The 24479-nt window shown below is 54.0% G+C and carries 28 protein-coding genes; 15 read left to right on the top strand and 13 right to left on the bottom strand.

Going from position 1 to position 24479, the window contains the following annotated elements:
* Nucleotides 1-9: 9 nt before the first annotated feature.
* Nucleotides 10-357, top strand: a complete 348-nt coding sequence (locus tag AC6CHQ_RS14870) for a YlbF/YmcA family competence regulator (RefSeq protein WP_498081967.1) — start codon at nt 10-12, stop codon at nt 355-357.
* A gap of 157 nt (nt 358-514) precedes the next feature.
* Nucleotides 515-2026, top strand: a complete 1512-nt coding sequence (locus tag AC6CHQ_RS14875; protein WP_498081968.1) for a coproporphyrinogen III oxidase — start codon at nt 515-517, stop codon at nt 2024-2026.
* Between the two features lie 48 nt (nt 2027-2074).
* Here the strand turns inward: AC6CHQ_RS14875 and AC6CHQ_RS14880 are convergent, their stop codons facing one another.
* Nucleotides 2075-2485 (bottom strand): VOC family protein, encoded by a 411-nt coding sequence (locus tag AC6CHQ_RS14880; protein WP_251240269.1) that lies wholly within the window; start codon nt 2483-2485, stop codon nt 2075-2077.
* 192 nt (nt 2486-2677) lie between these two features.
* On the opposite strand from AC6CHQ_RS14880, the gene AC6CHQ_RS14885 reads away from it, so the two are divergent.
* On the top strand, nt 2678-3460 hold the full coding sequence (locus tag AC6CHQ_RS14885) for an enoyl-CoA hydratase (RefSeq protein ID WP_498081969.1): 783 nt from the start codon (nt 2678-2680) through the stop codon (nt 3458-3460).
* A 539-nt stretch (nt 3461-3999) separates the two neighbouring features.
* On the opposite strand, the gene AC6CHQ_RS14890 is transcribed toward AC6CHQ_RS14885, so the two are convergent.
* Nucleotides 4000-4185, bottom strand: a complete 186-nt coding sequence (locus tag AC6CHQ_RS14890) for a YhzD family protein (RefSeq protein WP_063183413.1) — start codon at nt 4183-4185, stop codon at nt 4000-4002.
* A 195-nt stretch (nt 4186-4380) separates the two neighbouring features.
* On the opposite strand from AC6CHQ_RS14890, the gene AC6CHQ_RS14895 reads away from it, so the two are divergent.
* The 8 genes from AC6CHQ_RS14895 to yhaM all read left to right on the top strand — a co-directional run bounded on the left by AC6CHQ_RS14895 (nt 4381) and on the right by yhaM (nt 12754).
* The gene (locus AC6CHQ_RS14895) at nt 4381-4770 is read left to right on the top strand and encodes a hypothetical protein (protein WP_498081970.1); all 390 of its coding nucleotides are present in this window, start codon (nt 4381-4383) and stop codon (nt 4768-4770) included.
* A 9-nt stretch (nt 4771-4779) separates the two neighbouring features.
* On the top strand, nt 4780-4977 hold the full coding sequence (locus AC6CHQ_RS14900) for a helix-turn-helix transcriptional regulator (RefSeq protein WP_008300780.1): 198 nt from the start codon (nt 4780-4782) through the stop codon (nt 4975-4977).
* Between the two features lie 3 nt (nt 4978-4980).
* Nucleotides 4981-5292: a DUF2178 domain-containing protein gene (locus AC6CHQ_RS14905; protein WP_498081971.1), complete on the top strand. Its 312-nt coding sequence runs from the start codon at nt 4981-4983 to the stop codon at nt 5290-5292.
* Nucleotides 5293-5344: 52 nt separating this feature from the next.
* Nucleotides 5345-6244, top strand: a complete 900-nt coding sequence (locus tag AC6CHQ_RS14910) for an ABC transporter ATP-binding protein (protein WP_498081972.1) — start codon at nt 5345-5347, stop codon at nt 6242-6244.
* Complete coding sequence (locus AC6CHQ_RS14915; protein WP_498081973.1) at nt 6237-7496, top strand: ABC transporter permease; 1260 nt, start codon at nt 6237-6239, stop codon at nt 7494-7496. The genes AC6CHQ_RS14910 and AC6CHQ_RS14915 overlap by 8 nt, the downstream gene beginning before the upstream one ends.
* 232 nt (nt 7497-7728) lie before the next feature.
* Nucleotides 7729-8949, top strand: coding sequence for a metallophosphoesterase family protein (locus AC6CHQ_RS14920; RefSeq protein ID WP_498081974.1), 1221 nt, complete (start codon nt 7729-7731; stop codon nt 8947-8949).
* The gene (locus AC6CHQ_RS14925) at nt 8946-11819 is read left to right on the top strand and encodes an ATP-binding protein (RefSeq protein ID WP_498081975.1); all 2874 of its coding nucleotides are present in this window, start codon (nt 8946-8948) and stop codon (nt 11817-11819) included. The genes AC6CHQ_RS14920 and AC6CHQ_RS14925 overlap by 4 nt, the downstream gene beginning before the upstream one ends.
* Nucleotides 11816-12754 carry a 3'-5' exoribonuclease YhaM gene (yhaM, locus tag AC6CHQ_RS14930; protein ID WP_498081976.1) on the top strand — a complete coding sequence of 313 codons (939 nt, stop codon included), beginning with the start codon at nt 11816-11818 and terminating at the stop codon, nt 12752-12754. Before AC6CHQ_RS14925 ends, yhaM begins: the two co-directional genes overlap by 4 nt.
* Before the next feature lie 112 nt (nt 12755-12866).
* Here the strand turns inward: yhaM and AC6CHQ_RS14935 are convergent, their stop codons facing one another.
* The 3 genes from AC6CHQ_RS14935 to AC6CHQ_RS14945 form a co-directional block, all read right to left on the bottom strand.
* A complete protein-coding gene (locus AC6CHQ_RS14935) occupies nt 12867-13457 on the bottom strand; it encodes a cupin domain-containing protein (RefSeq protein WP_092055674.1) in 591 nt (196 codons plus the stop codon).
* Nucleotides 13458-13585: 128 nt separating this feature from the next.
* On the bottom strand, nt 13586-14062 hold the full coding sequence (locus AC6CHQ_RS14940; protein ID WP_092055671.1) for a GNAT family N-acetyltransferase: 477 nt from the start codon (nt 14060-14062) through the stop codon (nt 13586-13588).
* Nucleotides 14063-14557: 495 nt separating this feature from the next.
* The gene (locus AC6CHQ_RS14945) at nt 14558-15460 is read right to left on the bottom strand and encodes a peptidylprolyl isomerase (RefSeq protein ID WP_092055665.1); all 903 of its coding nucleotides are present in this window, start codon (nt 15458-15460) and stop codon (nt 14558-14560) included.
* 137 nt (nt 15461-15597) lie between these two features.
* Here AC6CHQ_RS14945 and AC6CHQ_RS14950 point away from each other — a divergent pair, with 137 nt between their 5' ends.
* Nucleotides 15598-15690: a YjcZ family sporulation protein gene (locus AC6CHQ_RS14950; RefSeq protein WP_008300760.1), complete on the top strand. Its 93-nt coding sequence runs from the start codon at nt 15598-15600 to the stop codon at nt 15688-15690.
* 199 nt (nt 15691-15889) lie between these two features.
* Here the strand turns inward: AC6CHQ_RS14950 and AC6CHQ_RS14955 are convergent, their stop codons facing one another.
* From AC6CHQ_RS14955 to AC6CHQ_RS14980, 6 genes are all read right to left on the bottom strand, one after another.
* The gene (locus tag AC6CHQ_RS14955) at nt 15890-16078 is read right to left on the bottom strand and encodes a hypothetical protein (RefSeq protein ID WP_092055663.1); all 189 of its coding nucleotides are present in this window, start codon (nt 16076-16078) and stop codon (nt 15890-15892) included.
* 65 nt (nt 16079-16143) lie between these two features.
* Nucleotides 16144-16686: a DUF3267 domain-containing protein gene (locus AC6CHQ_RS14960; RefSeq protein WP_251240278.1), complete on the bottom strand. Its 543-nt coding sequence runs from the start codon at nt 16684-16686 to the stop codon at nt 16144-16146.
* A gap of 97 nt (nt 16687-16783) precedes the next feature.
* Entirely contained in the window at nt 16784-17386 is a 603-nt protein-coding gene (locus AC6CHQ_RS14965) for an HTH-type transcriptional regulator Hpr (protein WP_498081977.1), read from the bottom strand.
* 304 nt (nt 17387-17690) lie between these two features.
* On the bottom strand, nt 17691-18053 hold the full coding sequence (locus tag AC6CHQ_RS14970; protein ID WP_092055654.1) for a YtxH domain-containing protein: 363 nt from the start codon (nt 18051-18053) through the stop codon (nt 17691-17693).
* 132 nt (nt 18054-18185) lie between these two features.
* Nucleotides 18186-18710 (bottom strand): tryptophan transporter, encoded by a 525-nt coding sequence (locus tag AC6CHQ_RS14975; protein ID WP_251240280.1) that lies wholly within the window; start codon nt 18708-18710, stop codon nt 18186-18188.
* A 111-nt stretch (nt 18711-18821) separates the two neighbouring features.
* Nucleotides 18822-19250 carry an HIT family protein gene (locus tag AC6CHQ_RS14980; protein WP_251240281.1) on the bottom strand — a complete coding sequence of 143 codons (429 nt, stop codon included), beginning with the start codon at nt 19248-19250 and terminating at the stop codon, nt 18822-18824.
* 123 nt (nt 19251-19373) lie between these two features.
* On the opposite strand from AC6CHQ_RS14980, the gene AC6CHQ_RS14985 reads away from it, so the two are divergent.
* The gene (locus AC6CHQ_RS14985; RefSeq protein ID WP_092055647.1) at nt 19374-20123 is read left to right on the top strand and encodes an ABC transporter ATP-binding protein; all 750 of its coding nucleotides are present in this window, start codon (nt 19374-19376) and stop codon (nt 20121-20123) included.
* A complete protein-coding gene (locus AC6CHQ_RS14990) occupies nt 20107-21306 on the top strand; it encodes an ABC transporter permease (protein WP_498081978.1) in 1200 nt (399 codons plus the stop codon). The genes AC6CHQ_RS14985 and AC6CHQ_RS14990 overlap by 17 nt, the downstream gene beginning before the upstream one ends.
* A gap of 165 nt (nt 21307-21471) precedes the next feature.
* Here the strand turns inward: AC6CHQ_RS14990 and AC6CHQ_RS14995 are convergent, their stop codons facing one another.
* Together AC6CHQ_RS14995 and AC6CHQ_RS15000 are read right to left on the bottom strand one after the other, a co-directional pair.
* Nucleotides 21472-22524: a C45 family autoproteolytic acyltransferase/hydrolase gene (locus AC6CHQ_RS14995; RefSeq protein ID WP_498081979.1), complete on the bottom strand. Its 1053-nt coding sequence runs from the start codon at nt 22522-22524 to the stop codon at nt 21472-21474.
* A 118-nt stretch (nt 22525-22642) separates the two neighbouring features.
* The gene (locus AC6CHQ_RS15000; RefSeq protein ID WP_285859104.1) at nt 22643-23836 is read right to left on the bottom strand and encodes a M20 metallopeptidase family protein; all 1194 of its coding nucleotides are present in this window, start codon (nt 23834-23836) and stop codon (nt 22643-22645) included.
* A 407-nt stretch (nt 23837-24243) separates the two neighbouring features.
* On the opposite strand from AC6CHQ_RS15000, the gene cspC reads away from it, so the two are divergent.
* Nucleotides 24244-24444 (top strand): cold shock protein CspC, encoded by a 201-nt coding sequence (gene cspC / locus AC6CHQ_RS15005; protein WP_092055638.1) that lies wholly within the window; start codon nt 24244-24246, stop codon nt 24442-24444.
* Nucleotides 24445-24479: the final 35 nt, after the last annotated feature.

Here is a 24479-nt window from a genome sequence, read left to right on the forward strand (position 1 = left end):
GTGGTGAACATGACAGTGAATATCTATGATGACATCAACCGGCTGGAAGCGACATTCCGCAAGACGGAGGAATACGCGGCGCTTGTCGGGGCGATCGAGAACGTCAAGGCGGACGAAGAGGCACTGAACATCTTCCGTAACTTCCGCAAAATCCAGATGGACCTTCAGCAAAAGCAGGTGGCCGGCGAAGAGATCGATGGTGACGTTCTGGAATACGCGCAGAAAACGGCGCAGCTTGCCCAGAACAACGCGAAGATCGCCGGGATGCTGCAGGCTGAAATGCAGCTGAGCCGCATTATCGAAGACGTGAACCGGATTCTCATGAAGCCGGTTCAGAACCTGTACGAAGAAATCTAAATCAAAACTATTGTCCGGAAGCGCATGTCGCTGTCCGGACTTTTTTTGTCTGGACGGAAAAACGGGTGCTGAGGGCTTATATTTCAAAGACGAGTGCCAGGAGGAATTCTGCTATAATGAACGGAGATTTTCATTCCATTGAAACAAGGTGAATTTTATGAAGCCGATTTATATAAAGCAATCATTTGAACAGGACTGGGTCCGCATGTTCCAGAACATCGCCAACCTGTTTTATGAAGAGACCGAGATGGTGAAGGAGGCTGCAGAAGACGGCGTCTCCATCTCGCTGGACTGGTCCGAAGAGGATGGCGTGGTCTCTGGTGCGGCCATCCTTCATGACGGAAAAGCGGAATTCACGGCAAATTATGCAGAAGCGGCAAGGCACGGCGGCGATCCGAAAGCGGAAAAGCGCCAGCTGAAGCGTGTGCTTTCCCATGTCTTCCTTGATGTCCTCGAGCAGTCAACAGGGCTGATCCAGCCATGGGGCATCCTGACCGGCATGCGTCCGACAAAGCTGTACCATAAGATGCGCCGGGAGGGACTCACGCACGAGGAAATTGCAGATCGTCTGATCAGCGATTACCGCATCACACCGGAAAAGATCGAGCTCATGAAAGATATCGTCGCCCGCCAGCTGAAGATGATTCCGGACCTTGACCGGATCGGCGAGGAGGTCAGTGTCTATATCGGCATCCCGTTCTGTCCGACAAAGTGTGCATATTGCACCTTCCCGGCATACGCCCTGCCGCGTCGGGGCACACGCGTCCAGTCATTCCTTGACGGGCTGCACGTGGAGATCGAAGAAATCGGTGCATGGCTGAAAGAGCGCGGCATCAAAGTGACGTCCGTCTACTTCGGGGGCGGCACACCTACGTCAATCGAGGCGCATGAGATGGACGCGCTTTACGAAACGCTTTACAAGTCCTTCCCGGACATCGAAAACGTCCGCGAGATCACAGTCGAGGCGGGCCGCCCCGACACGATCACACCCGCGAAGATCGATGTCCTGAAAAAATGGAACATCGACCGGATCAGTGTCAACCCTCAGTCGTATACCGACGAAACCCTGAAGGCGATCGGCCGCTTCCATACGGTGCAGGAGACGATCGACAAATTCCATCTGTCCCGAGACATGGGTATGAACAACATCAACATGGACCTGATCATCGGCCTGCCGAACGAAGGAACGGAAGAGTTTGCGCATTCGCTCGCCGAGACGGAAAAACTCCAGCCGGAATCGCTCACCGTTCATACGCTGTCGTTCAAGCGGGCGTCCGAGATGACTCGTAACCGCTCCAAGTACACAGTGGCGGACCGCGACACCGTCGTTGACATGATGCATATGGCGCAAAACTGGACCGCGCGGAACGGTTATGTCCCATACTATCTGTACCGCCAGAAAAACATTCTCGGCAACCTCGAGAACGTCGGCTACTCCAAGCCGGGCGAGGAAAGCATCTACAACATCGTGATCATGGAGGAAGTTCAGACGATCATCGGGCTCGGCTGCGGCGCATCGAGCAAGTTCGTCCATCCCGAAACTGGCCGCATCACCCAGTTCCACAATCCGAAAGACCCATCAGCGTACATTCTGAGCTATTCAGAGTCCATCGACAAGAAGCTCGAGATGCTCGATGAGCTCTTTGGTGAAGCGGTATCTGCAAAGTAATTGAGCAATGAAAAGCGACCAAACCATTTTTGGGTTTGGTCGCTTTCCTCATTTATTCGGATTTTCCCCCAGATGGTCCGGATGGAACGGCGAGTCCGGATTTTCTTCCACTACGCTGAACGTGTTGCCGTCCAGGTCGAAGAAGTCAAAGTACTTCATGCCGTTTTCCTCTTTGATCGGCGTGGTCACGACTGCTCGCGTGCTAAGCTTCAGGTGCAGTGCGCGGGCATCCGGCACAAGCAGATTGAAAAACACATGCCGCTCTTTTTCATCCAATAAGAATTCCGTGCCCTGATGGGTCTTCGTGCGCACGAGCGCGAGCTGTGCGGAGCCGTCCGGCAATGCGTAGCCGATGCCGCCTTCCCATTCGCCGATCCGCTGGAGTCCGAGATGGGCTTCATACCATTCGGCAGAGTGATTCAAGTCCGATACCGGGACAAAGATGCTTCCGATTTTCATTGTGAGTTCCTCCCTGAGACATTCCTTCCCCTTTATTATAACGAATACAGGGGTTCGGTTGGTGTAGTGCATCCCATTCAGCGCATTATGCAGTTTCTTATTAATTCTGACTAAAATAAAGGGAAACGCCTGAACGGCACAGAAAGCCTATAGTGGTGAACGACTACATATCATTAGGAAGAGGTGTCGTTTTTGGCTTACGAAACAATCCGTCTTGAACGGGAAGGGAAGTTGGCACGAGTCGTGCTGAACCGTCCCGATGCGATGAATGCAATGAACAGCATAATGATGAAGGAACTCGCCGATGCCTTTGAAGAACTCAAAGAAGATCGCTCCGTCCAGGTAGTCATCCTGAAAGGGGAAGGTCGTGCGTTTTCCGCCGGAGGCGACATCAAACAGATGATTGACCCGGAAAATCCGATGGACCTGAGTGTCGTCATGAAAGACGTTACCCGTCTTGCGATCGCACTTTACACGCTGCCCCAGATCACGATCGCTTCTGTGCACGGTGCCGCAGCGGGCCTTGGATTCAGCATGGTTCTCGCGTGCGATGTGATTATTGCAGAACAGTCGGCAAAGCTCGCGATGAACTTTATCGGCATCGGCCTCGTGCCGGACGGCGGCGGCCACTTCTTCCTGAAGGAGCGCATCGGCGTTCCAAAAGCGAAGCAGATGATCTGGGCAGGCGATGTCATGAAGGCCGAGCAGGCGGCAGGCTGGGGACTGATCGACGAAGTCGCTCAGGACGGCACGGCGCATAAGGAATCCGAAGGGATGGCGCAGAAGCTGCTGTCCACACCGATCAGCGCAATGATCGCCTCAAAGGGCATTCTACACACCTCCCGTCTGGAAGAGCTCCGGAGCGTTCTTGAACTCGAAGCGGATGCCCAGCAGGCCATGAAGCAAACGGCCGACCATAAAGAAGGCATTAAAGCATTTGTTGAAAAGCGCAAGCCGGCGTTTACAGGTCAATAAATAAGAACCCGCGACATCCGTCAAATCGGATGCCGCGGGTTTTTTATAGAACTTCACTCTGTGGATAATTATTGATCCTGTGTCAGCCACGTCCAGCTCCCAAGCACAGCAACTAGCAAACTTCACACTTCTCCACTGCGATAAGTTCAACATCGGCTCGTTCCTTGCCGTGTTTCCTTTATCTCGTTGCGAAGTACTCCAGTTTGTACGTTGCTGAACGGGCGCTTACGCTTTTGTTACGTCCAGCTCCAGCGCCCAGCAACTGGCAAACTTCACCCTTCTCCACTGCGATCAGTCAACATCGGTTCGTTCCTCACCGTGTTTCCTTTATCTCGTTGCGAAGGGCTCCAGTTTGTACGTTGCTGAACGGGCGCTTGCGCTTTTGTTACGTCCAGCTCCAGCGCCCAGCAACTGGCAAACTTCACCCTTCTCCACTGCGATCAGTCAACATCGGTTCGTTCCTCACCGTGTTTCCTTTATCTCATTGCGAAGGGCTCCAGTTTGTACGTTGCTGAACGGGCGCTTGCGCTTTTGTTCTGTCAGGAATGGAACAGCAGCAGTTTGCCTTCCGGAGAGGCGAGGCGGTGAGTCTGTTCGGACAATTCCTTTTCCTCGAGGAGGGCGCGCCCTTTTTCCTTCGCCGCGTCGTCATGCTCCGCCTGGAATGATTCCTCCGTGATCAGTTCCCCGTCCTGCTTGTATGCCGTCAGTTTGTACGTCCTCATTTCAGCATCCCCCTTTCACTTCTATCCCCATTATAAAAGATATTCTGAAAAAATGAAGAAATTTTGTAAAGGTTGCTTGACGCTGCGAATAAAGTAAAGTAAGCTTTACGTAAAGTTTTCATTACGTAAAGGAGGCTTTACTTTTAGCCGTGCGGCGATTTGCTGTGCCGAAGACAAAAGGGGAGGTGGAAGTTTATGAAGCCGAGTGAGAGATTTACGAAATGGTTTTTGATCACTTTGATGGCAATCATCGGGCTTTGGGGCTTGTCAAGAGTGATTAATATATTGAACAACGATGAATCCGAGTGGGCTGACGCTCTTGTCCCTTTTATGTGGATGTTCTTTCTCTTCTTCAACCTGATGGTTTTTCAGCATCGACACAAAGAGGATGAGCGTTGGCGCCGAATTATGGAACGGTCCTTTTTCTACAGTTCTATTGTCCTGATGATCGCGCTGGCGGTACTGATTACTGTGATGGCTTCAGGTTCGATCGGTTGGACTGCGTTACAGACTGCGCTTGCAATTTTTGTGTTTTTTGGATTGACCAATGCTGTGATTACGATTGTCTTGACGAAAAGGATGTAGGAGGAAGCCATGAAAAACTATATCAGGGACAATCGGTCCGAGCGCGGGATGACGCAGGATGATCTTGCCGAGGCGCTCGGCGTTTCAAGGCAGACGATCATCTCGCTGGAAAAGGGGCGGTACAATCCGTCGCTGGAACTGGCATTTAAGCTGGCCGCCGTGTTCGGCTGCCGCATCGAAGATTTATTTGATCCGGAGGAGGATTGAACGATGAGAGAAGGATTTGAACTCGGCTCGTTTCTGGCGGGCCTGCCGATGGGCTTCCTGGTCGCGGCGATCATCCTGTTCTTTAGCTGGAGGAAAGGAAAGAAGGAGAGGAGGTATGATGAACGCTTCCACGCCATCCACAACTGGGCCCGGTCGTTTTCCTGGGTAGTGACGACCATCGTGCTCCTTGTTGCCTGGGCAGTCGTGATGATCATTGAACCGGTCGGGACGGCATTTTTTGTCCTGATGACGGTCTATATGCTTCATATGATTTCATACATTGTCGGCGCAGCCATTGCCTCCAGAAGATATTAAGTTGAAACCTGCAGCCTATATGACCCGTAAAGGAAATGAAAGGGGAGAGAACATGGCGCTCGAATTAAACCAAGTAACGAAGAAGTTCGGGGAGTTTACGGCGGTCGACAATCTGTCACTCGCCATCGGGGAGGGGACGATGTACGGCTTTCTCGGAGCGAACGGAGCGGGAAAGACGACGACTTTCCGGATGATCCTCGGGCTTCTCAACCCGACACAAGGACGCATCACCTGGAAGGGAAAGCCCATCAACTATGGCACAAGTCACGAAATCGGTTACCTGCCGGAGGAGCGCGGCCTGTATCCGAAGATGAAGGTGGAAGATCAGCTCATCTTCCTGGGAGAGCTCCGCGGCATGAAGCGGAACGATGCGAAAGCGGCGATCCGGAAGTGGCTCGACCGCTTTGAAGTTCCCCAGAACCTGAACAAAAAAGTCGAAGAGCTCTCCAAGGGGAACCAGCAGAAAATTCAGGTAATCGCGGCACTGATGCATAACCCGGAACTGGTCATCCTCGATGAACCGTTTTCCGGCCTCGACCCGGTCAATGTGGAGATGCTGAAAAGCGCAGTAAAGGAAGTCCGCGATCAGGGGGCGACGATCGTTTTCTCCAGTCACCGGATGGACCATGTCGAGGAACTGTGCGAACAGCTGAGCATCGTCCACAAAGGGCAACAGATCGTGGAAGGATCCCTGCGTGATGTCAAGCGGTCGTTTGGCAGGCAGAATGTCCGGATCCGCTCCGACCATGATCTCACAGGGCTGCAGTCCGTATCAGGCGTGCGTAACGCCTCCTACGCACTTGACGGGGCGGTGTTCCAGGTGACGGATGAAGAAACGGCGCACGCGTTGCTGCAGGAAGCTTTGAACGCCGGTCCTGTCCGCCACTTCAGCATCGAGGAGCCATCTTTGCAGGATATCTTCATCGCGAAAGTGGGGAATGAGCATGCGTGATTTCTGGATCATCTTCAAACAGGCCTTTTTGAGCAAAGCAAAATCGAAAGCCTTCCTCATTACGACAGCCGTGGCCGTAGCAGGCATTTTCCTGCTGGCGAACATCACGACGATTATCGAGGCGTTCGACGATGGTGAAGAGGAAAGCACGGCAATCCCGGTTGTAGCAGACAACGAAGCCCTTGTGGACCGGCTTGGTCAGCAGCTCACGGCGATGGGCGAGGACTCTGAATTAGAAGTGACAGGTGATTCGCGCGATGCACTTGAAGAGCAGCTGAAGGAAGGCGAGATCGAGTCGTTCCTGATCCTCAGGGCACCGGGCGACGATTCAATCGAGGCAGAATATGTTTCGGAAAGCTCGGAAATGTTCGGCTTCCCGATGATGCTTCAGGAAGCCCTGCAGTCTATGCAGACCGAGATGCGGGCAGCCGAGATGGAACTTGCGCCGGAACAGGCGGGCGCGCTGTTCGAGCCGGTCGGCTTTGAACAGACGACGGTTTCTTCTTCCGGCAAGACGGAGGAGGAGATGAACCAGGCACGCATCCTCGTGTATGTGCTGATGTTCCTTATCTACTTTGCGGTCATCATGTATTCCAACATGATTGCGACGGAAGTGGCAACAGAGAAGTCTTCTCGGGTTATGGAGATCCTGATCTCCAGCGTCTCGCCGGTGAAGCATATGTTCGCGAAGGTACTCGGTATCGGAACGCTCGGTCTTGTGCAGATGCTGCTGTTCGGTCTTGCCGGCTACTTGGCGATAAAGTCGTCTTCTTCAGTTTCCGAAATGTCGGAAGAAGTATTCTCGACGCTGGGCCTCGGGAACATTCCGGCCAGTACGATTGTCTATGCGGTTGTGTTCTTTGTCCTCGGCTATTTCCTCTACGCGGTGCTTGCAGCGCTTCTGGGATCGCTTGTCAGCCGGACAGAAGACGTCGCTTCACTCATCACCCCGCTGACGATGATTATCGTTGTAGGGTTCATTATCGCGGCGATGGGACTTTCGACGCCTGATGCTGCATTCGTGACGTATGCCTCTTACGTGCCGTTCTTTGCACCGCTTGTCATGTTCCTTCGTGTCGGGCTGCTCGACCTCCCCTGGTGGGAGCCGGCGCTTGCCATTGGGCTCATGGTGCTGACGATCGCGGTGCTCGGCTGGTTCGGTGCGCGCGTCTACAAAGGCGGCGTCCTCATGTACGGCCCGTCCCGCTCGCTGAAAGACCTGAAAAAGGCGTTGCAGCTTGGGAAAGAATAAGAGATTTCTGCCTCCGCTTATGCGGAGGTTTTTATTTTTGGGATGAGCCGTGACGGCTTACCGGCGAGCGCACATAGAACTTGGGTAAGCGCACATAGAAGTGGGAGAAGCGCACATAGGCCCCGATGTCCGCTCAATTTTCCCTTCCTCTTGTAATCGCTAAATCTCATTTCCAAGCTCTCTCCTGATATGATAGAATAAGAACAAACATTCGCTTTAAGGAGGTGTCCCGATGACGATCCGATTTATCCATGCGGCTGACCTGCACCTGGGAAGCCCATTCAAAGGCTTTGCCGGGCTGCCGGGCAAGATGGCGCAAGCTGTCCGTGAAAGCACATTTACTGCGTTCCGAAATCTGATCAGCCATGCAGCCAAAACGCGGCCGGATTTTTTGCTGATCGCAGGAGACATTTACGACGGGGAGGACCGCAGCCTCCGTGCTCAGGAACAGTTCCGGATGGGGATGGAGACGCTCCGAGAAGCGGGGATTCCCGTCTTTGTAAGCCACGGAAACCATGACCATCTGGCGGGTTCATGGGTCCGCTTTTCCCTGCCGGACAATGTCCGTGTATTCGGCCCGCAAGTTGAGACGGCGGAACTGAATGTGCGCGGAACGACCGTGAAGATTCACGGCTTCAGCTACCCGGAGCGCCACGTGACCGAACCGGTCATCCGGCAATATCCTCAAGGAATGGGCAATGCCGTCGAAATCGGGATGCTTCACGGGAGCATCCGGGGAAACGAAGCGCATGACGTGTATGCGCCCTTTACGAAGGACGAGCTTCTCGGCAAGGGCTATGACTATTGGGCACTTGGACATATCCATAAGCGGCAGGTGCTTCACGCGCAGCCTCCGATCGTCTATCCCGGCAGCCTGCAGGGCCTTCACCGGAAGGAAAGCGGGGTTAAGGGGTTTTATGAAGTGGAGATCGGGCAGGGAACATCATCACTTGAGTTCGTTCCCGCAGGCGCTCTCGTCTTCGGTACGGCAGAGATAGACTGCACCGGCATTCGTCACGCGGACGAGTGGCTGGAGCGGTGCATGAAGCAGATCCGGGCATTCAGGGAAGCGGACGGTCCCGGGCTACTTGAACTCCGTCTTACCGGAATCGATGAAGAGGCGGAAGCGATGTTGAGTGACGCTCCGGAATCCGAATGGCTGGAATTCATCAGGGAATCCGTCATGCGCGACTGTCCGGATGTCGGTGTGCACCGGATGACGCGGGAACGGGATACTGCTTTGGCAGTGCCGGGCGGGCTGTTCCGCGATGTGCTGGAAGAGCTCGGAAGCTGGGACGCGGACAACTGGAAAGACTGCCTGTCCGACCTGTACGGCCATCGCCAGGCGTACCGGTTCACCGGCCGGCTGGTCGAAGAGGACATCAGGGAAATCGGTGAAGAAGCGGAACGCCTGCTTACCGACGGGCTGATGAAAGGGGGACGGGCTGAATGATGTCCATCACAAAGCTCGTCATCTACGGATTCGGCAAGCATGAAAATGTGACGATTGATCTTAAGCGCGGCATCAATGTGCTGTACGGGCCGAACGAAGCCGGGAAGACGACGATCCGCCAGTTTATTCTGCACACGCTGTTCGGGTTCCCGCAGCGCGGGAGCTCTCTTCTCCGCTACGAGCCAAAAACTGGCGGTGCGTACGGCGGACAGGTTCATGTGGAGGACAGTGAGTTCGGTTCCTTTGTGATCGAACGCATCGCCGGCAGATCCGCCGGTAAAGTGACCGTCCGCTATCCGGACGGCAGGGAAGAAGGGGAGGAGACGCTCAGGCGTCTGCTCCGTGGATATGACAGGCAGTCGTTTGAGTCGATTTTTTCGTTCTCACTCCTGCAGCTCCAGGAAATCGGCAAGATGAACGAGGAGGAACTGGGCCAGGCGCTGATCGCTTCAGGAACGACGGGGGCGGAGAATCTTGCCGGGTTCAGGGCGCGGCTGGACAAGGAGATGGACGGGCTGTTCAAGAAATCCGGCCGCGTCCCTGAGATGAACGTCCTGCTGAATGAACTCAGGCAAACCGAAGCCGAGATCGGAGAATACCGGAAAAAATCGGATGCCTACGCACCGATGAAAAAGCGTGCGGCCGAAATCAGCATGCTCCTGGAGAAGGCGGAGGAAGAGGAAGCCACACTCAGAGGCGAACAGGAACAGCTGGCCGTCCTCAGGCAGGCGGCACCGCTTGAGATCGAGCGGCTCCAGTCTCAAGAGGAACTGCGGACAATCGGTGACGCGCCGTTTCCGGCAGACGGCATCCGCAGGTATGAAGCATTGAAAGACCGGAAAATCGCCGCCGATGCGTCGATCAGCAATCTGCAGGAACGCATCGAGGCTGTCAGGAGAGAACTTCCTGAAGAGCCGGACACGGAGCGGCTTTCACGCATCCGCTCCATCCTTGCAGAAGAAGCCGCGTGGCATGAGTCGCGTTCCGTGGAGACAAATGCCGAACAGTCACTCCGGGAACTTGCCGGAATAAAGGACCGGCTGCTGGCGCGTCTCGGTCTGGATGATGAAGAAACAGCGGTCCGGGCTGATGCTTCAATCCGGAAAGAAGAAGAACTTCATAATCTGTCAGAAGCGTATGACCGGGCATTGCGCAACCTCGAGCGGCAGGATGAGCGGATTGCAGAAAAGGCCAGCGAGGCTGGTCGGGTTGCCGATGAGCGGGCCGCGCTTGAGGCATCCGGGCCCGATGACTCGGAAATTGAGTGGGCATCCAAATGGCCTTCGCTCAGAAAGCGTCTTGCATCCGCGGAAGCCAAACAAAGCGCAGGGAATGGCAATAGCCGGCTGCCGATCCTGATTCTCGCGGGGCTTGCCGCATTAATCATCGCCATGGCCATCTATTCGGAGAATTTGCTGCTTGCTGCGGCAGGAGTGGCGGCGGGCGCGGCTGCCGTGTTTCTGCTCTTAAAGCAGGGAAGCGGCAATGACACACTGACGGAAGATGAACGTCAGCTTCTCAGCCATTACGGCGGAAGGGAAGAGGAGCTGGACCGCAGGGCCGAGCGGGTCGGCAGGCACTTCACTGAATTGGACCGGCTCATCGAGGCGGAAGAACTTCTCCGGGGCGTGATGACGGAACTTCGCATTTCAAGAAAAACCGCCGCCGAGAATCTCGATGATACAGAAAAACGTCTCGGCACGTTCCTTGAAGCGTACGGCATCAAAGGAAAATTGCCGGCCTCGATCGTACCGGAACTTTTCCGTCTGGTCAGGGAACTGCAGGAGACGGTTCGCCGTATCCGTTCGGAGCAGGAAAAGCGGGATCGGGCCATCCGGACGGCGGGTTCAATCAGAAGTCGCGCGCATGAGGTGATCGGGCATCCCGTTGCGGATCCGCTGTTGTTCTCTTCGCTTAAAGAAGCGGAAAAGGACCTATTGCAGACCGCCGAAAAACGGAGTCGGCTTCTTGACGAGCAAGAGAAGCTGAATGAGGAACGGGCGGAAGCGGAGAGCCTGACAGCGGCTTTTCGAGAGGAAATCGGTTCACTGTTTGCTGCGGCTGCGGCAGCAGGAGAACAGGATTTTTATGAAGCCGCCCAGCGCTCTGCCAGAAAAACAGTACTTCAGGAAACGCTCGGCCGAATAGAAGGACAGCTAAAACAGATCGGGGTTCCCCCTTTAGCGGAAATTCCACCTATTGAGGCGCTCGTCAGGAGGATGGATGTGAACCGGGACGCCCTGCAGGCTATTGCGGAGAAGCGGAGCGGCCTGATCAAAGAACTGGCCGAGCTGGAGGCACGCATGGGTCATCTTGTGGCAGATTCCGCATATGATGCCCTGTTACAGGAATTCGAGCAGAAAAAAGCGGCATTCCGTGAGCTTGCGGTGGCATGGGCAGCACGAAAAGCCGCCGTCTCGGCGATTGACGGAGCCACGGGAAGGCTTAAGGAACAGAAGCTGCCGGATGTCATCACCCGGGCTTCTGAATGGTTCCGGGAGCTTACAGGCGGTGCATACGCGGAACTCGTGCTGTCAGAAGACGGCCTGATCGGGACGGAAGCGGCGAATGGCATGCGTTTCGGACTTTATGAACTGAGCCAGGCGACGAAGGAGCAGGCGTATATTTCCATGAGGCTGTCGCTGGCGGCTTCTCTTCTGGAATCAGCCCCGTTCCCGATCATCATGGACGACCCGTTCGTCCACTTCGACCAGGCCCGGCTCGGCAATATGATAAACTTACTGGAAGAATTAAAGATTAATCACCAGTTCCTGTATTTCACCTGCCACCGGGAGATGGCCGGCGCCTTTAAAGAGGCTGCCGTCATTGAGGTGGCGGGAACCGGGAGCGAAAGGGGAGTGCTGAGATGAATGGAATCGGAACTTACAAAACAGGTGAGCGGGTCGACCTCTTCCTGCTCGTCAAGCAGGCCACCAAAGGCATGACGACAACAGGAAGCCCGTTCATGACGCTGATCCTGCAGGACAAGACGGGCGATATCGAAGCGAAACTGTGGGATGCGAAAGAGGAACATGAGCGGATGTTCCAGCCCGCATCGATCGTCCGTGTCGGCGGAGATGTACACGAGTACCGCGGCAGAAATCAGCTCCGGATCAAAAGCATCCGGCCGGCAAAGCCGGATGAGCCGGTCCAGATTTCGGATCTCGTGCCGAGCGCCGAGAAATCCAAAGAAGAGCTATACGAGGAACTGTCTCCGTATATCTTTGAGATCACCAATCCGAACATCCAGCGAATCACGAGGTATTTGCTGAAGCAGCACCGGGAGGCATTCCTCGTCTATCCGGCGGCGACCAAGAACCATCACGACTACGTGTCCGGCCTGCTCGATCATGTCGTTTCAATGTTGCGCCTCGGCAAGGCCATTGCCGAGCTGTATCCTACCCTCAACAAGGACCTGCTGTATGCCGGGATCATCCTCCACGATGTCGGCAAGGTGGTGGAACTGTCCGGCCCTGTCGGAACCGTCTATACACCGGCGGGCAACCTCCTCGGCCATATCACGATCATGGTGAACGAGATCGCAATGGCAGCAAAAGAACTCGAAATCGAGGGAGAAGAAGTGGTCCTTCTCCAGCATATGGTGCTGAGCCATCACGGCAAGGAAGAATGGGGCAGTCCAAAACGCCCGATGCTGAAAGAGGCGGAGATCCTCCACTATATCGACAACATCGATGCGAAGATGAACATGCTCAACCGAGCAATGTCGAAGGCGGAGCCGGGGGAATTCACCGAAAGGCTTTTCCCGCTTGATAACCGCCAGTTCTACAAGCCTACGTTTGAGTAAGATTAAAAGAGCCTGACTCTCATGAGTCAGGCTCTTTTAGGTGATTTCTGCAAGTGATTGCTTAATGTCTTCATGGAGTGAATGCCCAATTGAGGCATGTCGTCATCTTTGTTCAGGCTCCTTCCCCAGTCTGTTCCCTTTCTTCTGCAGCCATTGCATCTGCTTTCGTGGGATGGACCGTATTAAATGGATGGTGGGGCGGAGCGTAAATGGAATACAGTTTTAGCGGTATGCTGCCGGTATTGGTCACATTATGCCATGTGCCGGCAGGAACCATGATTGCAGAATCATCATGGACATTTCTTACAAAGTCCAACCGGTCTTTGTTCTTGCCCATCCGGACCACGCCCTGGCCCTGTTCGATCCGCAAAAACTGATCGTCTGTAGGGTGGACTTCCAGACCGATATCTTCCCCGGGATTCAGCGACATTAAGGTAACCTGTAAATGGGGTCCGGTCCAGAGAGTCGTCCGGTAATTCTGATTAACTTTAGATGCCTGGTTAATATTGATGACGAATGGATCAGGCCCAAAATCTCTGAGGTTTCCGGGAAGATTGGCCTGAGTTACCGGATTGGAAGCGGGGGGATACGAATAAACTGTCCCGGCAGGATAAGCCCAATAGGACGGCGTCCCGGCGTAGCCGTATGGCAGGTTCCCGTAGTAAAGAGGGTACTGATAATATCCGTACTGCTGGTTGTACACATTTTTCAATCCTTTCAAATAGGCTTGGTATCATCATATGCCCATGGATTGGAAATGTGCTCTGCTCCCTGGAGCACTCTAAACCAAAAAAGCCCCGGACACATGGTCCGCGGGACGGTGGTATTTCATCAGAGAGGTCGCATCATCCGAATGCTGCTGAGCGTATGCCCGCCGAATTCTTCTTCGAATTCATCGGCAATGCTGAAGCCATGCCTTTCGTAGAAACGCCTTCCTTTTTCGTTATCGCGTTCAACTGTCAGGTACAGACGTTCCGCATCCTTCAGCTCTGCGATTCCACTTTCCAGCAGACTTGTACCAAGTCCCCGGCCCTGGTGGGAGGGGAGGAGATAGATGGCCGACAATTCGCCATCATCAGACTCCGGATGACGATACAGATTTACGAATCCGGCAATTCCGTCTCCGTCTTCGGCTACCAGCAAGACCGATTGCTCCATCCGCCGTTTCAGGGATGCAGGGCTGTATGCGGCCGCCAGGAACCGGTCCCTGACTTCCCGCGGGATGATTCCTTCATAAGTGTCGTGCCAGCTTTCAGCGGCAACTTGCTGCACGGCCCGGATATCCCGCTCTTCCATTTTGCGGATCATGGCTGTCCCTCCCCGGATAAGTATTGTGTGCATGAACAAATCATAGCAGTTAAAAACTGGACTGAATACAGGTGCTTATCCTTATTTACCAATTCCCAAAATTTAAAAGCCGATTTATGATTCGGTGTTTTTCTTGTTGATATAAGATGCGCAAAACAGAGCCAGGCCAAGGGAGACGAACGACAAAGACAGAAGTTGGTCTCCAAAGATAAAAGACCCATCGAATCTGGAAATAAACATGATCAGTCCAATGATGAGAGAAACGATTCCCAATCCGGCATTCACTTTTCCAGAAAGCGGAGTGCCCATACTATCCTCTCCCTTCATTCTGTTATACGGCCCGGTTGCCGATAGGTTTCACTTCAGGCGGCCTTGCGCGATTCGTCACTTTCATCGATTGAATTCTTCACATTTAAAGCACGATGTGTCACTTTCAAGTTCAAAATCGCCGAATACAAAAAAACGGCATCCAAATCGGATGCCGTTTCAACATGATTATTTCTCTTCTTCAGACTCCGCAGCCGAACCTTTGAACTGGTCAAGCGCATTTTTCAGGTCTTCATCCTTGATATCGATGTCTGCATCTTCGAGCATCTTGGACAGCTTGTCCATCAGCGCGTTAGGATCAGCTTTCTTCTGGAGAAGCTCGTCCTTGATCTCCGCCCGGCGCTCGTCGGTGATGTCTTCTTTCTTCTCGGCGCCTTCCGCTTCGCGGGTTTCGGTCACCTGGATGATGTGGTAGCCAAAGTCAGTCTGAACAGGATCGCTGATCTGGTTCACTTCGAGGCTATACGCCGCGTCTGTGAAGTCGGCGACCATCTTATCCGGACCGAACCAGCCCAGATCACCGCCGGATTCTTGTGCAGCCGGCTCAGTGGAGTATTCTTTCGCTAGCTCTGCAAAGTCTCCGCCCTCGTCGAGCTTCGTCTTCACTTCGTTCGCCGTTTCTTCGTCATCGACGAGGATGTGGCGGGCGTTCAGCTCGGTGCCCATACGATCGATGTACTGATCGACTTCTTCGTCGGTCACTTCAACACCTTCAGTCAGAGCCTTTTCCTGCAGGAGGTTGAGCTTGATCATGTCTTTGTAGCTTTCTTCCGTATACCCTTGCTGGGCGAGGAAGGAGTCAAAGCCGTCTCCGGCCTGTTCTTTCATGTCGTTATATTGCTTGTCGACTTCTTTCTGGTCGACGTCATATTTATCGTCGAGTACTTTTTCGATGACCATCAGCTGGAGCGCCTGCTCGCCGACTGTCGTCTTCATCTCTTCATATAGGTCCTGCTGTGTGATGTCGCCCACTTTGGATGACACGATTACGTCTTCTCCTGCATTGTTGCTGCAGGCGGAGAGGGCAAGCACCGATGCGGCGACAGTTGCCGCGATTACAGATTTCTTCATTCTAAACTCCCCTTCTGGTTGTGTAAACAAAAGTAAATATATCATAAAAACGAATCCGCATCAAAAAGGTTCCCGGCAAATGCCCACAGACCCCTTCCTCCCGCGCATACGATACGGGAGAGAAGGGAGGTGATCACATGAGCGGAGGTTTCAACTACGGCGGCGGCTTCGCCTTGATCGTCGTCCTTTTCATCCTGCTGATCATCGTCGGGGCAGCGTACGTCTACTGATGAATGAAGGCGGGCAGGCATGATCCCCCTTCAGCCGTCCCGTCTGTAATGACAGCAGTGAAGGGAAAGGGCCGGTATGGCCGGCGGATCGTCCGGTAAACCAATGGATAAAGCCGGCGCGAAATACTGTCCTACCGTCAGAACAAAAACGTCCATCCCCCGGAAACGGGCGGATGGACGTTTATTTATATTTGGTCAATCAGGAGATCGCAGTCATGATCTCGACAAAGAAAGAGACGATTAAAATGGTGATGAGGATGTTGACGGTCCGGTAAATTTTCGGCTGCTTTTCCTCGGGGATTTCCCTGGCTTCGCAGAGGGTATAGGTCATCTTGTTGATCTGGAACAGATAAAAGATCGAGAACAGCACCGTGACAAGAATGATCATTCCATTTCCCCCTTTCTACACACTATTGACTTAGCATAACAGAAAAACGCCTAACAGAAAACCGCTCAATCTGGCAGCGGAACCAGAATTTCGTAGCCGTAGTCGGTCTCCTCGATATAAGAGGCCTTTGGTGAACGTGAGAGGTTCTTCACATAGACAAAGTCGATCAGGCAGATGCCGCTGTGAAAAGCGAGCAGTGCAGTAAAGTAATGAGAAAATGCCGGAAGCATGATTCCTCCCGCGATGAACAGCGGATTGAGGACGAAAAAAGGTGCAATCAGTGAGAGTGCAAACCGTTTTTTCGGAATCGGCTCGCAGATGCGGAGCAGGAAGAGCGGAAACAACGCCCAATCCCGGTTGACGACAAGCGTAATCCGGTTGCGGTATTTCCACAGCAACGCAAAGTGGATCGCTTTGTGGAGCGGATAGATCAGGACCACCGTGGCAATGAACAGGGCGAAATACGCATCGGACTGCCCGGATTCCTTCGTCAGCTCAAAACTGATATATGAAATAATGAAAACGCCAATCATCAAGATGGAAGAAAGCAGAAACAGGCGGCTGAGGCCATAGTGCTTCTTTACATTGATGGTCTTCCAGCACCGCATCAGATGCATCTCCTTTAATGGATTCCCAAAATGGATGATACATACCCTACTGCGATTTGCGATAAAAATCAACCGTTTTAAACGAAAAAATCCGAGTTTAGGATACTTCGCCTTTTTCTTTTATGGACAGGTTTTCCGATTCGTCGGTATAGTCGCTTTGGTTGTCCTGCTCATTTTCTCCGTAAAGCTGCTCCATGTTCTTGAAGCCCTGTTCAAAAATATCCATGAAGTCGTTGCCGTAGATGTTGCGGATTACAGCCATGAGCTCTATGTATTCAGGGAACCGGCCGTAAAGCTGACGTACCGGAAGCGAGCCTTCCAAAACAGAGTGCTCGGTGTCAAAATAATGGTTGTTGATCTCAAGCAGGAGCGAGTGGCCCTGCTCGGTCACTTCAACATATGTACTGCGCTTGTCATCTTCGCGCTTGGAAAAAGACAGATAACCGCGTTCCTCCAATTTTTTGGAGAAGTTGAATGCCGTTGAAACATGCATGACACCGAACTTTGCCACTTCGGAAATCGTAGCGCCTTTCAGGTGTGCCGCGATCCAGAGAATATGATGCTCGTTGATATTGAGGCCGAATGGCTTGATCCATTGCTGCCAGTCTTTCTCAACGGCTTTCCAGAGCGCCTTTGAAAGCTGAGCCATCCGCTGGCTGTAAAGCATCGCTTCGGGCATGGTGTAGGATTGTTCAGCCAAGTCTTCACCTTCTTTCTCAATGTTCGGATAGTTTATGAATAGTATATCAATAAAATAGATGAGAATGAAGGCTTTTTGTTACAAACGTAACATTTCACGGGCAGTCCAAGAAATAACGGGCATCTTCCGCAGCACATTATACTATTCCCGGTAAAGAAAACAGCAAAAAAAGACTCCGGCCGAATTACGGCATACGGAGTCCTGTCTCCCAAGCTGGAAGGCCGGGGAAATGGCGATTTACAGTCGGCAGCCCAATCAGTCCGGATGCCGACTGTGTACTCCGGGAAAGGTTTCCCGATGGTCCTCATTTTTTGATTGAGCTGACCGCCTGTTCCAGTTCCGCGATGGAAGTCTGGATTTGCTGGACGCGCTTTTGGATACGGTCCCGGTTCAATTCGGTATCCCGGTTCCAGATGTCGACGGAAGTCTTCAGCTCATCCGCTACTTCCGGGAAGCGGGTCTTTGCTTCGTTGACCAGATGCTTGACCGAGGCCTTCAGGTCGTTCGTCTTCAACTTTACGTCCTCGATCTTCGGCTTCATGTTATCGGACGAGCTCTTGACCGAATAACGGAGCTCCTTGCCGGATTGCGGGGCGCTCAGCAGGACAGCTGCCGCGCTTCCTGCGGCACCGACGACGAGTCCGAGGAAAAATGATGATGCTTTCATGAGGGCACTCTCCCTTCTCTCTATAGTTCAATATTCCTTTCCGCTCCTTTATTAAAACATGCGGAGAGAGGGGGAGACAACAGACGAACACCCCGGCCGTGTTCGCGGCCAGGGTGTTTGTCGGTGTTCCGATCAGAGGGACGGCGCCGGCGCATAGTTCGAGCGCTGCGCGAGCCTGAGAACGATCGGATAGATGATAAAGAAAGCGATGGCATTCATGGCGATTGCCGGCACGACGACTGTCAGGAACAGTGCCATGAACGGGAATTCTCCGCCGAGCACGAAAATCGCGACGGACAGGAAAATCGAACCCGACAGCACGGTTCCAAGCCCGGCCAGTACGGTTGCCACGGCAAGCTTATCGGCGAGCTTTCCAAGAAGGAGCAGTACGCCGAAAAAGACGATTCCCGTCACGGTCTTGTCGATGACGTTCGGGATAAAGCCGCCCGGGAACGTCGTGAACAGGCCGGACAGGATGCCGGTGGATACCGACATGACGAGTACGCTCCTGATGTCGCGGAACAGCAGGATGCCGATGAACATCATCGTCAGCATGAAGTCAGGCTTCATGCCCCCGTTGATCCCCGGAATCACCAGGTACAGCGCCGTGCCAATACCGATCAGTAAAGCCATCAGAACCAGATTTTTCGTTTTCATTGCTCATCTCTCCTCAGCTAAGCTAAATTTTGCTACCCCCGGCGTGCCCTCATGGCCGACGGCGGGTTGCGTAGTCCGATTGTACCGTTTTTGGATGAAACTTTCAATCCATCAGTTTTCGATCTGCGCGCCGATTGCAGCTGCGATTTCCTGCAGTTTTTCTTTCGGGAACTCATCTTCTTTCGTTTCCCAATGTAGTCCGAAGCCGTCCGTCTGGCGGTCGTAGCGTGGGATAAAGTGGAGGTGGAAATGATAGACGCTCTGGCTGGCGGCCGCTCCGGTGTTGTTCAGGAGGTTCATGCCTGCCGGCTCGAACTCCGCTTTCAGGGCGCGTGCGATTTTCGGAGCGGCGGAGAAAAGCTGTGCCGCTTCGTCTTCGCTGAACTCATAGATGTTTTCGCGGTGCACTTTCGGGATCAGCAGGACATGGCCTTTTGTCGTCGGCATGATGTCCATGAAAGCGAGGACATGCTCGTCCTCATAAACTTTGGCAGCGGGGATTTCCCCTTCCACCATCTTGCAGAAAATGCATTCGGTCATCGGTCAACATCTCCTTTTCATATCCTGACAACAGGATATCATATATTCAGAAAATAGAGGACATGGATTCAAGGCAGAACCGGTCCGGATTTGCTAAAATGGAGGCATGAATGGGGTGGAATCATGAACGTATTGGAAGTGGAAAAGATCACCGGCGGATATACGCGCAAGCCGGTGCTTCACGATCTGTCATTTGAAGTCGGCCCCGGCGAATTGGTCGGGCTGATCGGGCTGAACGGTGCCGGGAAAAGTACGACGATCAAGCACATCATCGGGCTCATGGAGCCGTCGGAAGGGGAGATCCGCATTGGCGGAACGGCTTTCCGCGATGATCCCGAGAAATACAGGAGCTCGTTTTCCTATATTCCCGAGACGCCGGTCCTCTATGATGAGCTTACGCTGCGCGAGCATCTGGAGCTGACGGCGATGGCCTACGGCATTCCGAAAGATGTATTCGAGGCAAGGTCTGCGGCGCTTCTGCGGGAGTTCCGGATGGAAAAGCGGCTGCGCTGGTTCCCGTCGCATTTCTCAAAGGGGATGCGGCAGAAGGTGATGATCATGTGCGCGTTCCTCGTGAACCCGTCGCTCTACATCATTGATGAGCCGTTTGTCGGGCTCGATCCGCTCGGCATCCGTTCATTGCTTGAGCAGATGAGCGAGAAAAAGGCGGACGGGGCATCCGTGCTCATGTCGACGCATATCCTCGCGACCGCCGAGAAGTACTGCGACCGGATCCTCCTTCTGCACGACGGCCGGCTGCGCGCGGCGGGCACGATGGACGAGCTCCGCGAACAGTTTGGCATGCCTGGCGCGACGCTCGACGATCTGTATATTGAAATGGCAGGGGAGCCGGACGATGGGCAGCCTGCGTGACGTGTGGCGCAGCCGCTTCACCCACTACACGGAGGAGCTGCAGCGCTACACGAAATTCATCTTTACCGGGCACCTTGCCATCGTCCTCGTCTTTCTGCTCGGAGCGGGGGGCTATGCGTACAGCGGATGGCTCAAGACGGTGCCGGCCGATTTCCCGGCCGCTCCGCTGGCAGGCATCCTCCTTGCCGCAATTCTTGCCTATGCGCCGCCTGCCACTCTGCTGAAAGAGGCGGACGCCGTCTTTTTCCTGCCGATGGAGGAAAAGCTCGGCGGCTACATGCAGAGCGCGCTTAAGTGGACATCCGTCTCGGGGATTTTGCTGCCGGTGGTGACTTTTGTCGTCTCGATTCCTCTTCTGAACGCGGTGTATGGCCTCAAGGGAATCGGACTGCTCGCGCTCGTGCTCGGCATTGTGGCGCTCCATGTATGGAATGTGCGTACCGAGTTCGCCCACCGCTGGGCGGAGCAGGGTGAAGGTGCATGGGGCGACCGTGCCATCCGGTTTGTCCTCACGGCGATCCCGCTCGTTGCCGCCATGTACGGCAAATGGTGGCTCGGCGCGGCGCTCATGATCCCAATCGTGGTGTACGGGCTGCTAAAGCAGCGGACAAGCGAAGGCAAACCGTTCCCATTCCTTCACTTTATTGAGCTGGAGCGCGGCCGCATGAGCCGGTTCTACCGCTTCGCCAATCAGTTCACGGACGTTCCACATTTGCGCGGAGCGGTCCACCGGCGGGCGTGGCTCGACTGGGTGTACGGAAAGGCATTATTCGAATCAAAATACTCGCCGCGTTACCTGGCGATGCGGACATTTATCCGGTCGGACGACCTGTTCCTTCTATGGGTCAGACTGACGGCGATCTCGATGATCGGGGCGTTTTTCATCCCGATGCCGGCGGTCGCCGCCGTCTTCAGCGGTGCACTCGCCTTCGCGACGGCCTATCAGCTGCGGGACGCACTTGCCAGCCAGCATGAATTCCGGATGGACCGGCTTTATCCGGTGACGGATGCGGTACGAGAGTCCGCAGTGCGCCGTACGGTCCGCGGTGCGCAGGCAGTCCAGGCTGTGCTCGTTCTCATTGCGGCATGGTTCCAGTACGGGATGGGGGCAGGGATGCTCCTGCTCGCGGTTGCGGTGCTGGTGATCTCAGAAGTTACGCTCCGGTTATCGGGGAAGAAATAAATCAGAAAAACTGGCTTCGCAGTGTGCGAAGCCAGTTTTTTGTAGATATGTCCGGATCATCAACGTCTCAGTGAAGTTAATCAACGTTTCACCAGAGATCGTCAACGTCTCAATGAAGTTAATCAACGTTTCACTAAAGATCATCAACGTTTTGCAAGAGCCCGCTCAGTTCCGAAGCTTATCCATGTTCGCAAATCCGATGTCCGTGTCGACGTGTCCAGTGATCGTCGACTGTTCCAGGTCTTCACCCCGGAGCCATCGGCCGAAGTCGAACTCAATCGGCTCGGTGTCGCCGCCGAGAGCGTACCAGGCGGTGAGCGTCTCCGGGAAGTAGGCGGAAGTGTGGATCGTACCGGCCCAGCTTTTATAATTGTCGGCGAAAACGCCTTTGTCGGTGTCGTTCAGGAGGCGCCACGCCTGCTGGGCGTCAGACAGGGCTTCAGGTCTCTCTTTCATGGCGTCCATCCGCTCAATGGAATCTTTCAGGTAGCGGCGGTTTTCCTCGGTCTGCTGCTCGAAGTGATTCGTGCAATATGGGGATTCACGCACGATGACGCCGCGCGGTCCCGCCTCGACAAGGGCAGTGTTGCCGGTTTTGTCCAATAAGTTGTAGCTGAACGAGCCGCGGTGGGGGAGGTCCTTCAGAAATCGGACGGCCTCCTCCACATCTGCGCATGTTTCCAGGATGAGCCGGCCGACCATCCAGCAGACAAATCCGTCACCCGGCCGCTTCCGGTTCGTGAAGTTGTACCCCATTGCCAGGCCTTTTTCGTTCAGGCCGTCCATCCGTCCGCTGATCCGCTGGGCTGGGCCGATGATGGCGCAGCCCCCGTCGTCGGGCTGGAAAACGGTATAAAGCCCTTCATAGGTGTTCGGATGGAAATCATAATTCCGCACGATGAAGTCGCGGCCTGTCAGGACCGAGCAGCCTGCACGGACGGTTTCCGTGCGGTATCCGCCGAAATCCCGGAGAATTTCCTCCATAGGCAGGCCGAGCGCGTCCCGCATGCCGTTCAGCTCATCCCAAAGCTGCGGGGCGAACTGGCTGAAGACGACTTCCGCTTCCTGGACATCGATGCAAAAGCGCGGCTTCATCGTGCGCCACTTGGTCCTGCGGTTGTGAAGCGTCAGGGAATCGCGCAACCGCTCGCCCTGAAGAAATCCGAAGTCATAGTGCGAGCCCCGGAACTGGACCACGTCGGTGTAGATTTCTCTCATTGGATTCATCCTTTACAACAGTTATCTTTCTACATCTTGGAACAGCGCCGGACGACGGTCAAGAAATGCCCCATTTAAAAACCCGGATCCCTTGAATGGGATCCGGGACTGACAAGTCTTATTCGCCCTGGTAGCCCGTTGCGGCGGCACCGAGGATTTTAGCTGCCTGCAGCATCGCGCGCTCGTCAAAGTCGAATCGCGGGTGGTGGTGCGGATACGGCTCTTCCGGAGCGGCGCCGGTGAAGAAGAACGTGCCCGGTACGTTCTCGAGGTAGTAGGCGAAGTCTTCGCCGCCCATCTGAGGCGCGCCCTCGACAGCCTCTACACCTTCAAGCCCTTCGATCGTCTTCACGAGGAAGTCCGTCTCAGCGGCATGGTTGACGACTGCCGGATAACCGCGGTAATACTTGCAGTCGATCTGGCTGTCAGTCGAGATCGCGGTCCCTTCGACAACACGGGCGATTTCAGTCTCCATCAGGTCACGGATTTCCGGCTGGAACGTCCGGACTGTGCCTTTGAGTTCAGCAGAGTCGGCGATGACGTTGAACGCGTTCTCGGCTACGAACGAACCGACGGAAAGCACGGCCGATTCGATCGGGTCGACACGGCGGGAAACGAGCTGCTGAAGGTTCTGCACCAGCTGTGAGCCGATGACAACGGCATCCTTTGTCTGGTGCGGGTTCGCGCCGTGTCCGCCGCGGCCCTGGACCTTGATCTCGAAACGGTCGGCTGCCGCCATGATCGGGCCTGTGCGGTATTCCACTGTACCGTAAGGTGTCTGGGACCAGAGGTGGGTACCGAAGATGGCATCGACACCGTCAAGGCAGCCGTCCCCGATCATCGAAATGGCTCCGCCCGGGGCGAATTCCTCGGCATGCTGGTGGATCATGACGTATTCACCGGACAGCTCATCGCGAAGCTCATGCAACGCTTTGGCAAGTGTAAGGAGTGTCGCTGTATGGCCATCATGTCCGCACGCGTGCATGACGCCGTCAACCGTAGACTTGTACTCGACTTCTTTCTGATCCTGGATCGGCAGGGCATCGAAGTCGGCGCGGAGTGCAACCGTCTTGCCCGGCTTGGCTCCCTTGATGCGCGCGACGACACCGTTGCCGCCGACGTTCGCACGGAACTCGACACCGAGTTCTGTATAGAAATCCTGGATATATTGTGCGGTCTTGTATTCTTTGAACGAAAGCTCCGGATGCTGATGAAGATAGCGGCGGATCTGGATCATGTCTTCGTTGGATGCTTCGAGCTTAGAAAAGAGACGCCCTTGAAGGCTCTCTTGGTTCACTGTTTGTTCAGTCATTGAAAAATCCCTCCGGAAAGCGAAATAATTTGAATGTTATTTATTATAGACCTGTTCCAGGAGAAGGGCAATACATCCAAGGCGGATATCTTGAAGGCGAAGTCTGGTGAATTGCAATAAAAAAGGTGCCGGAGCAACGTTCACAGGGCCGAAAAAGAATGAGGGTTGCTCTCTTTCCTTATCTATTTATTAAATGTGCAGATGCTATTTTAGACTTTAGACTTTGCATCTTAATTAGAGAAGTCATAATGCATATAATTTGTAATTTTTTCCGTTCCCTGATATGATAAAAGAGAATTATTTTTGTTCGGTGTAAAGGATAGCATGAATATCAACTTTTCATCTTGATCATACTTTGGGCAACAATAGTAATACAATGTGCGGTAACGCACTAGGAGGCAACAAAAATGGAACAAGGTACAGTTAAATGGTTTAACGCAGAAAAAGGTTTTGGCTTTATCGAACGTGAAGGTGGAGACGACGTATTCGTACACTTCTCCGCAATCCAGAGTGACGGCTTCAAATCTTTGGACGAAGGTCAACAAGTGACGTTTGACGTTGAGCAAGGTGCTCGTGGAGCTCAAGCAGCTAACGTTCAAAAAGCTTAATCTTAAATCGTTCATAAAAACAGGCCCTGTATACA

The organism is Bhargavaea sp. GQ12 (assembly GCF_059758705.1).

What these genes read in the sequence shown, in the direction of transcription:
- AC6CHQ_RS14870 (WP_498081967.1), top strand. Translation starts at nt 10, where the DNA reads ATGACAGTGAATATCTATGATGACATCAACCGGCTGGAAGCGACATTC.
- AC6CHQ_RS14875 (WP_498081968.1), top strand. Translation starts at nt 515, where the DNA reads ATGAAGCCGATTTATATAAAGCAATCATTTGAACAGGACTGGGTCCGC.
- AC6CHQ_RS14880 (WP_251240269.1), bottom strand. Translation starts at nt 2,485, where the DNA reads ATGAAAATCGGAAGCATCTTTGTCCCGGTATCGGACTTGAATCACTCT.
- AC6CHQ_RS14890 (WP_063183413.1), bottom strand. Translation starts at nt 4,185, where the DNA reads ATGAGGACGTACAAACTGACGGCATACAAGCAGGACGGGGAACTGATC.
- AC6CHQ_RS14895 (WP_498081970.1), top strand. Translation starts at nt 4,381, where the DNA reads ATGAAGCCGAGTGAGAGATTTACGAAATGGTTTTTGATCACTTTGATG.
- AC6CHQ_RS14900 (WP_008300780.1), top strand. Translation starts at nt 4,780, where the DNA reads ATGAAAAACTATATCAGGGACAATCGGTCCGAGCGCGGGATGACGCAG.
- AC6CHQ_RS14905 (WP_498081971.1), top strand. Translation starts at nt 4,981, where the DNA reads ATGAGAGAAGGATTTGAACTCGGCTCGTTTCTGGCGGGCCTGCCGATG.
- AC6CHQ_RS14910 (WP_498081972.1), top strand. Translation starts at nt 5,345, where the DNA reads ATGGCGCTCGAATTAAACCAAGTAACGAAGAAGTTCGGGGAGTTTACG.
- AC6CHQ_RS14915 (WP_498081973.1), top strand. Translation starts at nt 6,237, where the DNA reads ATGCGTGATTTCTGGATCATCTTCAAACAGGCCTTTTTGAGCAAAGCA.
- AC6CHQ_RS14920 (WP_498081974.1), top strand. Translation starts at nt 7,729, where the DNA reads ATGACGATCCGATTTATCCATGCGGCTGACCTGCACCTGGGAAGCCCA.
- AC6CHQ_RS14925 (WP_498081975.1), top strand. Translation starts at nt 8,946, where the DNA reads ATGATGTCCATCACAAAGCTCGTCATCTACGGATTCGGCAAGCATGAA.
- yhaM (WP_498081976.1), top strand. Translation starts at nt 11,816, where the DNA reads ATGAATGGAATCGGAACTTACAAAACAGGTGAGCGGGTCGACCTCTTC.
- AC6CHQ_RS14940 (WP_092055671.1), bottom strand. Translation starts at nt 14,062, where the DNA reads ATGATCCGCAAAATGGAAGAGCGGGATATCCGGGCCGTGCAGCAAGTT.
- AC6CHQ_RS14945 (WP_092055665.1), bottom strand. Translation starts at nt 15,460, where the DNA reads ATGAAGAAATCTGTAATCGCGGCAACTGTCGCCGCATCGGTGCTTGCC.
- AC6CHQ_RS14950 (WP_008300760.1), top strand. Translation starts at nt 15,598, where the DNA reads ATGAGCGGAGGTTTCAACTACGGCGGCGGCTTCGCCTTGATCGTCGTC.
- AC6CHQ_RS14955 (WP_092055663.1), bottom strand. Translation starts at nt 16,078, where the DNA reads ATGATCATTCTTGTCACGGTGCTGTTCTCGATCTTTTATCTGTTCCAG.
- AC6CHQ_RS14960 (WP_251240278.1), bottom strand. Translation starts at nt 16,686, where the DNA reads ATGCGGTGCTGGAAGACCATCAATGTAAAGAAGCACTATGGCCTCAGC.
- AC6CHQ_RS14970 (WP_092055654.1), bottom strand. Translation starts at nt 18,053, where the DNA reads ATGAAAGCATCATCATTTTTCCTCGGACTCGTCGTCGGTGCCGCAGGA.
- AC6CHQ_RS14975 (WP_251240280.1), bottom strand. Translation starts at nt 18,710, where the DNA reads ATGAAAACGAAAAATCTGGTTCTGATGGCTTTACTGATCGGTATTGGC.
- AC6CHQ_RS14980 (WP_251240281.1), bottom strand. Translation starts at nt 19,250, where the DNA reads ATGACCGAATGCATTTTCTGCAAGATGGTGGAAGGGGAAATCCCCGCT.
- AC6CHQ_RS14985 (WP_092055647.1), top strand. Translation starts at nt 19,374, where the DNA reads ATGAACGTATTGGAAGTGGAAAAGATCACCGGCGGATATACGCGCAAG.
- AC6CHQ_RS14990 (WP_498081978.1), top strand. Translation starts at nt 20,107, where the DNA reads ATGGGCAGCCTGCGTGACGTGTGGCGCAGCCGCTTCACCCACTACACG.
- AC6CHQ_RS14995 (WP_498081979.1), bottom strand. Translation starts at nt 22,524, where the DNA reads ATGAGAGAAATCTACACCGACGTGGTCCAGTTCCGGGGCTCGCACTAT.
- AC6CHQ_RS15000 (WP_285859104.1), bottom strand. Translation starts at nt 23,836, where the DNA reads ATGACTGAACAAACAGTGAACCAAGAGAGCCTTCAAGGGCGTCTCTTT.
- cspC (WP_092055638.1), top strand. Translation starts at nt 24,244, where the DNA reads ATGGAACAAGGTACAGTTAAATGGTTTAACGCAGAAAAAGGTTTTGGC.